This window comes from Rheinheimera nanhaiensis E407-8 (assembly GCF_000296695.1).
Classification (GTDB): domain Bacteria; phylum Pseudomonadota; class Gammaproteobacteria; order Enterobacterales; family Alteromonadaceae; genus Alishewanella; species Alishewanella nanhaiensis.
Map to the genome: position 1 here is coordinate 1 of NZ_BAFK01000033.1, position 14,275 is coordinate 14,275.

Sequence of the window (14,275 nt, forward strand, 5' to 3'; positions counted from 1 at the left end):
GTCAACTGATCGCTGAAATATTTCTTAACTGATCAGTATTGCGCTTCTCGCGGGGCTTTTTGTTGTCTGCTTTTTGTTACGCCTTGTCACGATTTATCACAAATATAACATATGCGAATAATGTTAATTTCTGTGTTTTGTGCTACATCTTTATCGCTGCGTAAGCAGTTGATGACAAAACAAATAACAAAAAGGATGCATATGAAAACGTCATTTAAGTACTCTCTATGTGCGCTAGCAGTAAGTTCGTTGTGTTACGGCAATATCGCGTCTGCTCAGCAAGCCGACAGCAGTGCAGACACGCAACAAGTGGAACGGATTGAAGTTACCGGTTCACGTATTAAACGTAATGATTTAGAAGGTGCTGCGCCAATTGATATTATCAATCGGGAAGACATTGCCAAATCTGGCTTTTCCAATCTGCAGCAGTTGTTAGAGCGCACGCCTGTGGCAGGTACTGGCACCTTCTCTACCCGCGGTAATAACCAGGACTCGACCGCCAATGGCGGCGCCGCTATTAGTTTGCGTGGTTTTGGCTCTGACGCAACCCTGGTACTGATTAATGGCCGCCGGGTTGCTGTTAGCGCTTTTGCTGAGAACATCGCCAACTCCTTCGTAGATATTAACTCTATTCCGGTAGCGGCAATCGAGCGTATAGAAATTCTAAAAGACGGCGCTTCTGCCGTTTATGGCTCAGACGCTGTTGCCGGTGTTGTTAACATTATCCTGCGAAAAGATTTTGATGGCGCGGAAGTAAGCGTCAGTCATGGTGGTACTACAGGGCCATCTTATGATGAAACCTCCGCCAGCCTGGTCTGGGGCACCGAAACGGATGATGCCAACGCCACTTTGATCCTGGATTACTTTAAGAATACTGTGATTACCGGTGCAGAAATGGGCCGCTTTGGTACTGCGAATCAGGCACCTTATGGTGGTCTGGATTTACGTTCATCACGCGGTTTCCCGGGTAACTTTATCGTAAATGGTGAAACCCGCATTGATCCGGGTTGTCCGGCCGATCAGGCATTCGGCCAAACCTGTGTATTTGACTATGGTCCTTTTGGCATGACAGTGCCTGCGGCGGAGCGGGTGGGTGCTATTTTCCAGGGTAGCCAGCAGTTTACTGACAGCCTTCAGGGCTATGTTGAGCTTTCCGTACAGCATAACCGCTCGCAGGCCTCAGGTGCAGCTACGCCGCTAGATGGTGATGCCGGTTTAACCGTACCGGGCACGCACCCTAACAACCCCTTTGGTGTGGATATCGCGATTAACCGCTTCCGCACTGTAGATGCAGGCCCTCGTGTCTGGGATATTGAATCTGATTCGTTAAGAATGGTGCTGGGACTACGTGGCCAGATCAATAACTGGGACTGGGATATCGCGGCGCAAAAGGGCCGCAGTGAGTCGATGCAAACCGGTAGCAAGCAGCAAGGCTGGGTACGCACCGACTTCCTGCAGGAACAAATTAATCTGGGTAACTACAACCCATTCGGCGGCACCTTTAACTCACCTGAAGTTATTGATGCCATTACCACCTCTTTAGTGCGCCGTGGCGAATCACATATTACTTCCTATGACGCTAGTATCAGTGGTGAAGCTTTTGCTCTGGGCGATCAGATGGTGTCGCTGGCGGCCGGTGTTGAATACCGTGAAGAAGATGCCTTTGACCAACCGGATGATCAATTTCAGCGTGGTTTAATATTTGGTACTGAGTCTGTATCTGCTCAGGCAGACCGTGACCAATATGCTGCTTATGTAGAGCTATTAATTCCGATTGACGACACCCTGGAGTTTACTGTTGCAGGCCGCTATGACCACTACAGTGATTTCGGCTCAACCACTAACCCGCAGTTAACGATGAAATGGCGCCCATTAGATAACTTTACGCTGCGCGCTTCATTTGGTCAGGGCTTCCGTGCACCTTCATTGGCACAGATTGGTTTAGGCCCCTCACAGGAATCGGTATTCTTTACCGATACTTATCGTTGTCCGGTGGCTGATGCCTCTAACCCGGCTTGCGCATCGACCGATTACACTATCGTATTTGTTGGTGGTGAAGGCTTACAGCCTGAAGAGTCAGAAACCTTTAACCTGGGTTTTGTCTGGCAGGTTAATGATGAGTTTGATGTTACAGCTGATATCTGGAGTATCACCCAAGACAATAAGATCGATAAAAATGACTATGAGAATGTCTATGCGGCTGAATGTAATAACCAGAACAGTACCGTCTGCGTACGTTTAGCACCATTGCCAGGACAAACACTGGGCGAGTTATCACGCTTATTCAACAGCTATGTTAACGTCAGCTCGCAGGAAGCTACCGGTTTAGATTTATCAACGTCTTATCGGTTGGCACTGCAGGATATGGGGCAAGTCAGGTTTAGCCTGGACTGGTCATATATCAGCAAATTTGAGAAAAATAGTATCGACTATGCCGGTGAATATAACTATCCAAAACACCGCTGGTTAGCTGCTGCTGACTGGAGCCACGGTGACTGGGGTGTAGTGACTAGCCTGAGTTATATTGGCGAGTTTGAAGACTATGCAGCACCAAGTGATGTAGAGAGCACGACCACTCGTACTATCAGCGCGCAGATGTTGCTGGATATTCAGGCCCGCTATAACCTGAATGACAAAACTCAACTGGTGCTGGGTATGAACAATGCGCTGGATGAAGATCCACCATTTGCTATCGGTGATGGTGACGGTGACCTGTATGGTTACGCTTCGAAGGTGCATAACCCGCGTGGTCAGTACATTTATGGCAAAATCAGTTACCGTTTTTAACTAACAGCTGAAATGAAAACAGCGCCGATAGGCGCTGTTTTTTTACTAAAACAAAGCGTTATTCCACTATCGGTTCGATATGAATTTCTACCCGGCGGTTTTGTGCACGGTTAGTTTCGGAGGTGTTCGGCACTATCGGGTAATTTGGGCCATAGCCCTGAGTTTCAATACGAATGGCCTGCACATTTTGCGCTATCAGATACTGTTTAACGCTGTCGGCGCGCTGTTGTGACAGGTTCATATTGTACTGATACGGGCCGGTATCGTCGGTATGACCGGCAACCACCAGCATGGTTTTTTCGTACTCACGCAGTACCTTGGCAATGTCATTAAACACCGGGTATAAATTGCTGCGGATATCCGAGCGGTTAATCTCAAAGGTCAGCTGGGCTGGTATATCTAACCGTAGCTTGTCGCCTTCGCGGATCACTTTTACGCCGCTGCCGCTTAGCTCTTCTTTTAATGCTTTCTCTTGTTTATCCATGTAACTGCCCACCGCAGCGCCAGCCAGCGCACCGACAGCAGCGCCGATCACCAGCCGCTTATCTTTGTGGTTACCTGTCGCCTTGCCGGCTACAGCGCCGACCACGGCGCCGATAGCGGCACCTTTGGTAGTGTTCGAATATTCGTTTGAGGCACAACCAGCCATTACCAGGCTGGCAGAGAGCAGCGATACAATAAAAACAGAACGGCGCATAATACACTCCTAATCATATAATGGTGTCAGCTTAGTGATTCAAACTGAATTAATGCTGAACTATAACGCTTTGTGTAGACGGCGTTTGTTGAAATTTTGTATATTTTTGTCGGCTTTGTTCACTTTGGCAGCGTTTTTCAGTATTGTATGCAGGTTTAATTGCGGGGCCCCAAGATGGCAGCCGTTGAAAAGGATTTAATAATGAAATATACCGTGCGCTTTTTAATGCTATTAAGCAGTGCTTGCATGATGCAACCTGCTGTTGCTGAAGTATATAAATGTACCAATGCCAATAATGAAGTGGTGTTTCAGGGTGAGCCATGCCGTGGCGGTGATGAAGTTAAGCTGGATATCCGCTTTGCCGAGCAGCCACAGCAAGCGGTTAGCGAGCTGATTTCTGGCAGTTGGTGTGAAATAGGTACCTCAAATTTACCCGATGGTGTGGTGCAGCAAGACAATGCGCTGCGCAAAACCTGGATCTTCAGTGAGCGCCAGATGGTACAGCATATCAGCCAGGAGCAGCGACTAGACACCTTTAAGTACCCTATTCGCCAGGCACCAGGCTCTTTTGTTATTGATCATCCCGCCTTTGGCAGTGGCCAGGTCAGTTGGCAGGTGAAAAAGCTGACCGATGATCGGTTGGTGTTAGGTGCCTATGGCGGCTATACCCACTTAACCGCCGGCAATTGTGAAATTGCCATGGCCAGCACCAAGAATTAAATAGACATATAGACGCCTAAACTTTAAGCTGCTGCCAGTTTGGCTGTGTTATGGGGTGCTTATGTTACATTCTGACTGGCGGCGCATTGTTATTAAGGTTGGCAGTGCGCTGATTTCGCCTGATGCCAAAGGCTGTTCTACCCGCTACTTGCTGGCGATTGCCCGTTTTATCAGCGAATGCCGTCAACAAGGCACCGAAGTGGTGCTGGTGTCGTCTGGCAGTGTGGCCGCCGGCCGCTCGGCCATTGCTTTTGCTCATCAGCCGCTACCGATCAATATTAAACAAGCGATGGCGGCGGTAGGCCAAACCCAGATGATGGCGACCTGGAGCCATTTATTTGATTTTCGCTGCGCGCAAATTCTGTTAACGCACGATGATTTAGCCGACCGGCGCCGCTACCTGAATATCGACAACACCCTGCGTACTTTATTAGCCAATCAGGTGCTGCCTATCGTCAATGAAAACGACAGCGTGGCCACTGCCGAGCTGAAAGTGGGTGATAACGATAACCTGGCGGCTATGGTGGCGGTGTTGGTGGATGCCGATGCACTGCTTATCTGCTCTGATATCGATGGCCTCTATACGGCCAACCCGCGCACTGTGCCAGATGCGCGCTTTATTCCCCGGGTGGAAAAAATTACCGCTGAGATTTATGCCATGGCCGGCGGCAGCCACCATGCCATTGGCACCGGCGGTATGACAACCAAAATACAGGCAGCAGATAAAGCCACTAAGCTGGGCGTGGATACACTGATTATTAATGGCCAGAAAGCCGCCAGCTTTGATGCACTGCTGCGCGGCGAGCCGGCCGGCACCCTGTTTGTCCGTCAGCAGGACAGGCTTAGTGCAAAAAAGCACTGGTTGCTTAACAGCTTAAAAAGCCAGGGCAGCATCAGCCTCGACAATGGTGCGGTACAGGCGTTGCTGCATAAAGGCGCCTCCCTGCTGGCCAAAGGTATCGTTAGCGTTAGCGGCCAGTTTGATAAAGGCGATGCCATCTGGCTGTGCGATGATAGCGGCAAGCAATTGGCGAAAGGCATTTGCCAGTACAGCGCCACTGAACTACAACTGATTAAAGGCTTACACAGCACCCAAATTGCGCAAACGCTGGGTTTTTGCCCCAGTGAAGAAGTGGTGCACCGGGACGATATTGCGCTGACAACTTAACAACAGGTGACCGATGAAGATAGCGGTAGTGGGCGGCGGCATTAATGGTTTAAGCAGTGCCTGGCAACTGGCGCTGGCTGGCCATCAGGTGACCTTGTTTGAGCGAGACGCGCTGATGCAGGCCACCAGTAGCGCGTCATCAAAATTACTGCACGGTGGCCTGCGTTATCTGGAACAGGGTGAATTCCGCCTGGTGCGCGAAGCGCTGCAGGAGCGGCGCTGGTGGCTGAAAAAAGCACCACAACTTACCCGGCGCCTGCCTATTTTATATCCGCTGTACCACAACTCGCGCCGCGCCCGCTGGCAGCTAAAAATCGGCCTCTGGCTGTATGATAGCTTCGCCGGCCGCAAAGGCATTGGCCGGCACCGCTGGTTAAATCCACAGCAGACGCTGCGCTGCTCACCACAGCTAAATAGCCAGGGTCTGCTGGGCGCTTACCTGTTTTTTGATGGCCAGATGGACGACCAAAAACTGGGCCTGTGGATGGCGCAGCAATGCCGCAAGGCCGGTGTTACCTTGCTGGAACACAGCCCGGTGCAGCAGGTTACTGCCGATGGCAAGCTGTTATTAAGCTCGGGCTGGCAGCAGTTTGACCGGCTAGTCAATGTCGCCGGGCCCTGGAGCCAGCAATTACTGCAGCAGTCGGCACTGCCCACCCAGCCGCTGGATTTGGTGCGCGGCAGCCATCTGTTGTTAGCGGCGCAGGGCCGTTACGGCCATATGCTGGAAGTGCCGGGCGAGGCGCGCATCGTGTTTGTGCTGCCGTATCAGGGCAAGACGTTGCTGGGCACCACCGAAGTGCGCCAGCAGCTGAATGAGCCTATTCAATGCTCAGACGCTGAGCGGCGTTATCTGCTTGACGTGTATAACCATTATTTTAGCCCCGCTGCCACCGCAGACAGCATACTGGGTGATTTTGCCGGCGTACGGCCTTTGCTCGGCGGCAGTGCCAATGCCAGTAAGGCCAGCCGCGAGTACCAATTGCACTGGCAAGACAAATTACTTACCGTGTCGGGCGGCAAGTGGACCACCGCCCGTGCGCTGGGGAAAAATGTTGCGGCCGAGGTAGCGCAATCAGTAGCCAAAGGCTAGATCGGCCGGTAACGCCTGATCCGGCCGTTGATAATCACAAACCCCGGCCGGGAAAGTCGCTGCCAGCTCTGCCTGATAAGGTTGCATATTGACAGGTGCGTAGTCGCCCCGTGCTATGGCATGCTCAACAATGATAAGGGCACAGTTAAACATTAAGCCATGTGCCGGTGCGCCGGCCTTGCGCCGGCTGTTACTGTAGGGCGGAAAAACTGTGGCACAGTGGCCGTCTGTTTGCCAGACGCCGCTGCCGGCGGCAATCACGGTGCCATCGGCGGCAAAGCATTGATCCTGCGCACTGGCGGGTTTTTGCCCGCTGCTTAGCCACTGATCCATCAGGGCAACGGCTTCGCTAAGCGGAGTATAAGCCGGGTCACTGACCCAGATCAGTTGATTATCGGCATGGCCATGGCGTTTGCGCAGGCGCTCGCGGGCGGCAAACGATGGCTCCAGATGGTGCATATCCAGTTTGGGGTCCAGATAATGCCGCAAGTCCAGAATAGGTTTATCGGTCAGACCCAAAAACAGCTGGCCATAACGATAAGCCTGCGTAATGGCCCGGCGGTTTGCGCTGTAACGCGGCGCCGGCTGCGCTGGGCCTGACTGAACAATATTTTGCCGGCCAAAGGCACTTAGCCACAAGGGCGTATCGATTAAGGGCAGATAGCGGATCTGCTCTGGTTGCATTTTTGCCTGTGGTTGCCAGCTGCCAATGGCCCGGTTTAGTGCGATAAAATCTTCTGCGCTGAGGCTGCCCTGCTTCAGCGCCTGCAAACCATACTGCACGCCCTGGTTATCCCATAAGCTGTGGCCAAAACCCTGCTGGTCAACACCATAAATACTGGCTAAATCACCCCAGTAACTCCAGTTTACCTGTGCCAGCAGCCTATCATCGACCAGCCGCTTTAATTTGCCCTGCTGTGGGTTATGCACCAGGGATGACAGCCCCAGCCAGGCATTGTGGCACTGGGTGGCGCCTTGCGGCAGCGTTGGCCAGATACCTTCGGTTAGTTGCGCCAGTGCGACCTGAGCAGAGAACTTAAGGCTATGCTCAGGCGATACGCTTAAGCCCTCCAGCAACTGGCGCTGACTTAATGATTGCCAGCGGTGTTTATCTGCAGCAGTAAAATAGTAATAGTTATGCAGCAGGTCGCAGTCGAGCGCATACAGGGTTTGGCTTAGCATATCGGGGTAACTGTACAGCGCTATGCCGCCATCGAGTAAGTCCGGGTGGTTTTGCAGCAGCAAATATTGCGCGATGCCGCCACCGGAGCCGCCAATGCCCAGCGTATACTGCGGCGCGCCATACAGGCTGACAAAGTGGCGTTTAACCCGGCTGGCGGTATCTTCAGCCAGTAAAAAGTTATAGCCATAACTGGTTTTGTTAATGCTGGCGCTAATGACGGCAAAACCCTGGCGCAGCTCGTCCTGACGGTCACGTATTAAGCGCTCGGGTTTAAGGTAGCCCTGCCGATAGCCAATACCGACACCGCCATGAAACTGATAAATCAGTTTGTTATTCCACTGCGAAGCGCCGCCGCGCTCAGCGTATTCCGCCGGCGTGACGGGCATTAAGATGTAATAAAAAAAACGGTTAATAGTGCCCAGCTCCAGTCGCAGCAATTGCTGGCCGACGCTTATGTCACCGCCGTTAAAACGGCTAATGTCACCATTTGCCTGCAGCAGGTAAAACTGCAGCTGCGCCGGCTGCAGACAATCTTTGCTGTAACCAATAATGTCGCCATGTTGTCGCACGGCCACGCCATAGCCTTGCTGGTTATCAACCAGGGGGGCATCCAGAGCCTGGGCACGAAAGTCGCAATACAGCGGGTAGTGCAGGCCGCCACTATAGAGTGGCATTAGCGGGCCGGGCTCACCCAGTGGAATCGGGTAAGGATAAGGATCGTCTGGCCTGGGCGTATAGCGGATATGGCCGCTAACCTGTAATAGCGGGCCTGGCTGCGCCGGTGCTATGCCCTGTACCGGGTTGGGTTCACGCCAGCGCTGGCCGGGGCTATTGCTGCACTGGGTCAGTAGTAGCAGCACCAGCAGTAGTGCTAACACCGTTAAACTTAATAGACGCATGCTGTTATTCCGCAGTGGTGACCTGAGCTAAGTTTAGTCAGCGCCGGCGGCTGGTGAGAAAAAATTGGCCTGCTGTGGTGGCAGCAGGCCTGGATTTTATAACGTGATGGCGAGAATTTTAGAGCGGCGCTGATAGTTATACAGCTGCTTTTTCTGGGCCGGTAAATCTTCTACCGTTAACAGCTCAAAGCCGTGCTCTAAAAACCAGTGAATGCTGCGGGTGGTTAAGGCAAACAGTTTGTTGTACTTGCGCTGTCGTGCCTGCTGGATCACGGCTTTTAACAAGGTACTGCCACGGTCGGCATCGCGGTAATCCGGGTGCACGGCTAAACAGGCAAACTCGCCGACATTCTCTTCCGGAAACGGATACAGCGCGGCGCAGCCAATCACCAGGCCATCGCGTTCTATTAAGGTAAACTGGTTAATTTCCATCTCCAGCTGCTCGCGCGAGCGCCGTACCAGCAAGCCCTGCTGCTCCAGCGGCCGGATCAAATCTAAGATACCGCCGATATCAGAGATGGTGGCCTGACGCAGTTTTTCCGCAGACTCGGTCACAATCTGGGTACCGATACCGTCGCGGGAGAACAGCTCTTGCAGCAAGGCGCCATCTTCATCGTAGCTGACTAAGTGACAACGCGGTACGCCGGCGCGGCAAGCGCTGATGGCGGCATGTAGAAACGCCACTGTGCCGGTACAGGCGTCGTCCTGCTGCTCTAATTGCAGCATGATCTGTTCGGCAGCGTTTGGCATGAGTTCTGCTGTGATCTCGCCATCTTCGCCGACAATGCCACCAATTTCGTTAAAACCAATCATTTTGTCGGCTTTTAGTTTAATCGCTACCTGAGTAGCAATATCTTCGGCAGTTAAATTAAAGCTCTCGCCGGTAACGGAAGCGGCGATTGGCCCCATCAGCACTATACCGTTGTTATCCAGCTGCCGGCGGATCCCGGCGGCATCAATGCGCCGCACCCGGCCACTGTGATGATAATCGACGCCTTCATCGACACCCAGCGGCTGGGCAATGACAAAGTTGCCACTGACCACGTTAATCTGCGCGCCCTGCATCGGCGTATTGCTTAAACTCATCGACAGCCGGGCGGTAATATCCAGCTGCAGTGCACCGGCTACCTGCTTAATTAACTTAAAGGAGTCATCATCGGTTACCCGCACGCGGTTATGATAGGTTGGCTCTAAGCCGGCCTGCTGCAGCGCCGCATTAATTTGTGGCCGGGCGCCATACACCAGCACCACTTTAATGCCTAGGCTGTTAAGCAGGGCTATGTCATTAATAATACTGCGAAAACCGCTTTGCATAATGGCTTCGCCACCCAGCATCACGACAAAGGTTTTGCCGCGGTGTGCATTAACATAAGGGGCAGATTGACGAAAACCGGAAACAAGTTCAGTGGTGCGCACGGGCGTTGGGCTTCCTTCTATTCAGACACAAGCTGTATAGGACATAAAGATGGCAGCTATATGACAAAATGCCAACTTCAACTGCGTTAAAGCCGGCATTTTAGGTGAAAAGTGGTTTTATATCTACTTTTTCAGCATATTTATTCTGTGCTGCTGTTAGCTGTTACCAACTGCACAGCTGGGCCCAGCTGCTGTCGCTGCCGGGCGGGCTTTGCGTCCACCAGTTGGCCTGATATAGGGCGTTTTGGTATATCAGCTTATCGCCACCGGCGGCATGGCTGGGTTGGCCTTGCCAGTCCAATTGTGGCCAATTGGGATAAGTGTTTACCTGCGTTAAGTCATAACCGGGGCAGTTACCCGGCGGGCTGTTGCCATTATCAGAGCCACCATCATCACCACCGTTGTCGGGTGCGGGGCGCAGGTCGAGGTTATAAAAGTGGCTATTATCCCGTACATAGGCACGGTTTGCTGCTAAATCGCTGCTAAATACCACATTATCACCGTCTAACAGCCCAAGTTGCAGCAGGTTGCTGTGCTGGGTGTTTACCTGTGCCGCCAGTTCTGTCGCCCACAGTGCGTTAGCAATATTACTGGTAGTGATCTGCCAGCTTTGGTCTATCAGCTCCTGGCCATGGCTATCAAATAACCTTAACTGGGCATAACCGCCCACTTCGGCCGGCGTTTGCAGGTTAACGTAAGCGCCTTTATCAAACCACAGCGGCGGCGGGGTATCGCCATTGCCATTTACCAGCTCGATATCCGAGCAGTTATAAAAGCCTTCTCCCACCACATCGACCCGTTGCCAGCGCGTATACAGCACTGCTGCGCCGCTGCGATCAGTTGGCAGTGGTACCTGCAGCGTGTAGTAACCAGCATCGGCGGCTACATCGCTTTGCTGGTGAATCAACTCCAGCTGGCTCCAGCTCAGTGGCTCGCTGGCAATATCAAAGCCGGCTTTACTTAAATAGATTTGCCAGAAGCTGGGGTTATGCGGCGTAGTGGCGCGAAAGCGCAGCGTTAGCTCACTGCTTTGCGTCAGATCGATAGTGGTGCGCTGCCAGTCAGCTGAGGGGATATCGATGCCGCTTTTGCGGCTATCGCCAGCGGCGCACAGGCTACCATCGCTGACGATGCTTTGCACCGCCGCCATATTGCGGTAATCGGCGACATTGGCGGAAAATTCATGATGCTGGGTCAGCATATAACCGCCGGATTGCTGGTAAGCAGCACGGCAGGCAGCATTAGGCATACCGCTGCCATCAGCCGGCCACCAGTAGCCACCGTCGTCTTTACATATTTGCTGCCGGGCTTTGGGGTAATCGACATAGCCATGGCTGCTGGCCTGCAGGCTGATAAATAGCAGGCTGGTTGTCAGGATTGCGGGGATTAAATGTTTGGCTTGCATAGTGGTTTCTCTTGGTTATCGGGCAAGGCGCTCTGGGTCGAAGACCTTCTCAGGCTCGCCACAGCAACTCGCCCGCCCTGGCGTGCGGACTCAGACACTCTGTGGCGCCCTGATAAGGCATCGACCCTCGCAGGAAAAGCATCCGTGCAGACGGTGGGATACGGAGCTCACCGTCTGCGGTCTTATAAGTAGCTATAAATTACAAATAAAGCTCCAGCTGCCATCACTGCCCGGCACCGAGTTAGTCCACCAGTTGGCTTTATACACGCCGCCCTGGTACGACAAATGGTCACCGCCGTTAGCATGGCTGGGGTTACCGGCCCAGTCGGTTTGCGGCCATTGCGGATAAGGGTAAATAGGCGCGCTGATGCCGCCGCAGCTTTCGCCTCCATCACCACCATCACCACCATCACCACCGTCGCCATCGCCGGTGCCAATGTCTACTACCGGTAACTGCGGGTACTCTTCGGCAAAGGCATAGTCGCTGCCATTGGCGGTAAGTACCCAGTTCGACGGCATCGGCATGGGCAGCTGATAATTCAGCGTCACGCTAACGCTGTCACCACTGGCGACAGTTAAATAAGCCGGCAGAGTAAAGGCGACGCGGTGAAAGTTATTCTCAAGGCCGCCAATATTGTTGCCATTGGCGTTACGGCCGCTTTCAACCACGGTTAAACCAAAGCCGGTCTGGTCACTGATGCTATCGGGTATTGCCGTTGGCACATCAAAGCTGATGTTGCTGCCACCCGGGATAGTGCTACCGCTGTGGTTAGTCAGTGTAAGCTTGGGGTTGATGGGGAAGTTCTGATCGCCCAGTTTAAAGTCGCTGATGCTTAAGCGCACATCGACCGCCTGCGCTGGCATAACGCGCTCGGCTTTAACTGCACCATAAGGCGTGGCGCCGTTAAAGCTGTTGTAAAACTGTGTGGTGAGGGTATTACCGATAAAGTACTCGCCTTTGACGGCATCCCAACCGTAATCGCCGGCCAGCTCCCAAAACATCACGCCACCAATGCCGTTATCAATCACGTACTGAGCTTTGGCGGCGATGCTTTGCTCGGTTTCCACCGATAAAAACACCTGTTTCTGCGCGTTCCACAGCCAGGGCGCCACTGCAGTGGCATCGTAATGCCGGCTGTAACTGCCGGTTAGCTGATGTGCCGGGTTAGATGAGTCTAAACCGTACAGGCTAAAATAACTGGCGCTAATGCCTTCGGCCAGGTTCATCGTATGCCACAGCGGGTTAGAACCGGCCGGCATTTCATTGCCGTTTACATCTTTGTCATGCCACAGGTTGTCAATGCCAACGGCGCCGTTACCGCATTTGCTGACTGTGCTGCCACCGGTGCCGGGCGGGCACTCACTCTGGTTCGGGAGCGCCGCCGTGCCCCATAAACCAAAGCTGCCGCCCTGCACATCTTTCCAGCCGCGGCTGTAGTACGGAATACCTATGTTAATTCGCCCGGCTGGCATAGTGCCGCGAAAATAACGGTAGGCCCAATCGGTATTCAGATAGCCAATTTGCTGGTACTGCGCGGTGTTGTAGTAGTTCCAGGCGGCCAGCTCGGCGTCTTCGCCGCTATCAAACAGCGCGGCGTTATGGCCGACAAACTGGTTCCAGGCGCCGTGCAGGTCGTAGCTCATAATGTTAACGTAATCCAGATACTGGGTAACCTGAAACGCCTCCATACCACGCAGTAAATAGCCGGACGATGGCGAGGCTATCGTCAGCAGATAATGCTTACCATCGGCCGCACCGGCGGCATCCAGTTTTTGTCGCAGCACTTTCATCAGCTCGACATAAGAGCGCATTAAGCCGCCGCGCAGGCTGTTAGCCAGGGCAAAGTCATCCGGGTTACCGGCATCGTTCATGCTGGTCGGGTATTCGTAGTCAATATCCACGCCATCAAAGCCATACTGGCGGATAAAGGCCACCGCTGAGTCGGCGAAGGTATTAATGCCCTGCTGGTTAATGCTTAAATCGCTGTTGGTGGTCATGGTATAAAAGCCGCCACTGGCGACTCTGTTACCGTCGCTATCAAAATAGCCGCCGGTTTCGGCCCAGCCACCGACCGAGATCAGCGTTTTGACATGCGGGTGCTGCTGTTTGTATTTTTGCAGCAGGTTAAAGTGGCCCTTGTACGGCAGGTTGGGATCCAGCTCGGCGCCTGCAATGTCCGGCCACTCCATGCCGGTAGAGGCATTGGTTGGGTCGCTGGTATCGCCAACTGAAATTTGATTGGCGGCATTAACATGGGCAAAGGCGTAGTTAATATGGGTAATTTTATCCCACGGAATATCTGAGGCTAAATAGGCCGGCTGGCCGTTTTTACCATGACGCCAGCTGGTAAAGTAGCCAATAATGCGCCGTGGGTGATCGGGGCTGATCATCTCGCGGCCATTGGCGTCATACACCGTGCAATAAGGCACAGTAACGCCGGGGGTTTGATACAGGCCGTCAGGCCGGCAACTGCTATCGCCCGGTACGCCGGGATCCGGCTCGGGTTGTGGCTCAGGATCCGGTTCTGGCTCAGGATCCGGTTCTGGTTCGGGGTCTGGCTCAGGTTGCGGGTCCGGTTCTGGCTCTGCGCCATCACAGCTGCCGAGTAAGCTCCACTCCTGATACGGCGCTGAGTGGCTAACAGGGTCATTGCCCTGCGTCCACCAGTTCGCCTGAAAGGCCTGTTGTTGCTGCTGTACCTGAGCGCCGCCGCCATAAGCAGCATCACTTTGCCACAGTGGCAGATTAGTGCAATCGACCGCACGGGCCGAAAAGGCCGCTGCACTGGCTAACGCCAGCAGCGACAGTGTTGTAGTGAGTTTCATAATGGGTTTCCTGCAAAATGCCGCGGGGAATCTAAGCCGATGCCAGGGAGCAAGAACCGCTTTGCTCTAAGCTAACCGTTG

Annotated in this window: 9 protein-coding genes; 4 read left to right on the forward strand and 5 right to left on the reverse strand. The window is 53.3% G+C overall.

The features are described from left to right. Nucleotides 1-201: 201 nt before the first annotated feature. Complete coding sequence (locus RNAN_RS17540) at nt 202-2,787, forward strand: TonB-dependent receptor (RefSeq protein WP_040552546.1); 2,586 nt, start codon at nt 202-204, stop codon at nt 2,785-2,787. Nucleotides 2,788-2,845: 58 nt separating this feature from the next. Here RNAN_RS17540 and RNAN_RS17545 read toward each other — a convergent pair whose 3' ends face one another. Then, nucleotides 2,846-3,484 carry a YiaD family glycine zipper/OmpA-like lipoprotein gene (locus RNAN_RS17545; protein WP_008224286.1) on the reverse strand — a complete coding sequence of 213 codons (639 nt, stop codon included), beginning with the start codon at nt 3,482-3,484 and terminating at the stop codon, nt 2,846-2,848. A gap of 201 nt (nt 3,485-3,685) precedes the next feature. Here RNAN_RS17545 and RNAN_RS17550 point away from each other — a divergent pair, with 201 nt between their 5' ends. The 3 genes from RNAN_RS17550 (at nt 3,686) to RNAN_RS17560 (ending at nt 6,465) form a co-directional block, all read left to right on the forward strand. Beyond that, complete coding sequence (locus RNAN_RS17550; RefSeq protein ID WP_008224287.1) at nt 3,686-4,204, forward strand: DUF4124 domain-containing protein; 519 nt, start codon at nt 3,686-3,688, stop codon at nt 4,202-4,204. Between the two features lie 61 nt (nt 4,205-4,265). Continuing rightward, complete coding sequence (gene proB, locus RNAN_RS17555) at nt 4,266-5,372, forward strand: glutamate 5-kinase (protein ID WP_008224288.1); 1,107 nt, start codon at nt 4,266-4,268, stop codon at nt 5,370-5,372. 13 nt (nt 5,373-5,385) lie between these two features. After that, nucleotides 5,386-6,465: a glycerol-3-phosphate dehydrogenase/oxidase gene (locus RNAN_RS17560; protein WP_008224289.1), complete on the forward strand. Its 1,080-nt coding sequence runs from the start codon at nt 5,386-5,388 to the stop codon at nt 6,463-6,465. Here the strand turns inward: RNAN_RS17560 and RNAN_RS17565 are convergent. The 4 genes from RNAN_RS17565 to RNAN_RS17580 all read right to left on the reverse strand — a co-directional run bounded on the left by RNAN_RS17565 (nt 6,448) and on the right by RNAN_RS17580 (nt 14,194). Further along, a complete protein-coding gene (locus RNAN_RS17565; RefSeq protein ID WP_008224292.1) occupies nt 6,448-8,547 on the reverse strand; it encodes a DUF6351 family protein in 2,100 nt (699 codons plus the stop codon). The genes RNAN_RS17560 and RNAN_RS17565 overlap by 18 nt on opposite strands. A gap of 96 nt (nt 8,548-8,643) precedes the next feature. After that, nucleotides 8,644-9,963 (reverse strand): amino-acid N-acetyltransferase, encoded by a 1,320-nt coding sequence (gene argA, locus RNAN_RS17570; RefSeq protein ID WP_008224294.1) that lies wholly within the window; start codon nt 9,961-9,963, stop codon nt 8,644-8,646. 163 nt (nt 9,964-10,126) lie between these two features. Then, the gene (locus RNAN_RS17575) at nt 10,127-11,368 is read right to left on the reverse strand and encodes a lytic polysaccharide monooxygenase (protein WP_008224296.1); all 1,242 of its coding nucleotides are present in this window, start codon (nt 11,366-11,368) and stop codon (nt 10,127-10,129) included. A gap of 192 nt (nt 11,369-11,560) precedes the next feature. Further along, nucleotides 11,561-14,194 (reverse strand): glycosyl hydrolase family 18 protein, encoded by a 2,634-nt coding sequence (locus RNAN_RS17580; RefSeq protein WP_008224298.1) that lies wholly within the window; start codon nt 14,192-14,194, stop codon nt 11,561-11,563. Nucleotides 14,195-14,275: the final 81 nt, after the last annotated feature.

Coding starts and splice junctions, on each gene's coding strand:
- RNAN_RS17545 (WP_008224286.1), bottom strand. CDS start 3,484: ATGCGCCGTTCTGTTTTTATTGTATCGCTGCTCTCTGCCAGCCTGGTA.
- RNAN_RS17540 (WP_040552546.1), top strand. CDS start 202: ATGAAAACGTCATTTAAGTACTCTCTATGTGCGCTAGCAGTAAGTTCG.
- RNAN_RS17565 (WP_008224292.1), bottom strand. CDS start 8,547: ATGCGTCTATTAAGTTTAACGGTGTTAGCACTACTGCTGGTGCTGCTA.
- proB (WP_008224288.1), top strand. CDS start 4,266: ATGTTACATTCTGACTGGCGGCGCATTGTTATTAAGGTTGGCAGTGCG.
- RNAN_RS17560 (WP_008224289.1), top strand. CDS start 5,386: ATGAAGATAGCGGTAGTGGGCGGCGGCATTAATGGTTTAAGCAGTGCC.
- RNAN_RS17550 (WP_008224287.1), top strand. CDS start 3,686: ATGAAATATACCGTGCGCTTTTTAATGCTATTAAGCAGTGCTTGCATG.
- RNAN_RS17575 (WP_008224296.1), bottom strand. CDS start 11,368: ATGCAAGCCAAACATTTAATCCCCGCAATCCTGACAACCAGCCTGCTA.
- RNAN_RS17580 (WP_008224298.1), bottom strand. CDS start 14,194: ATGAAACTCACTACAACACTGTCGCTGCTGGCGTTAGCCAGTGCAGCG.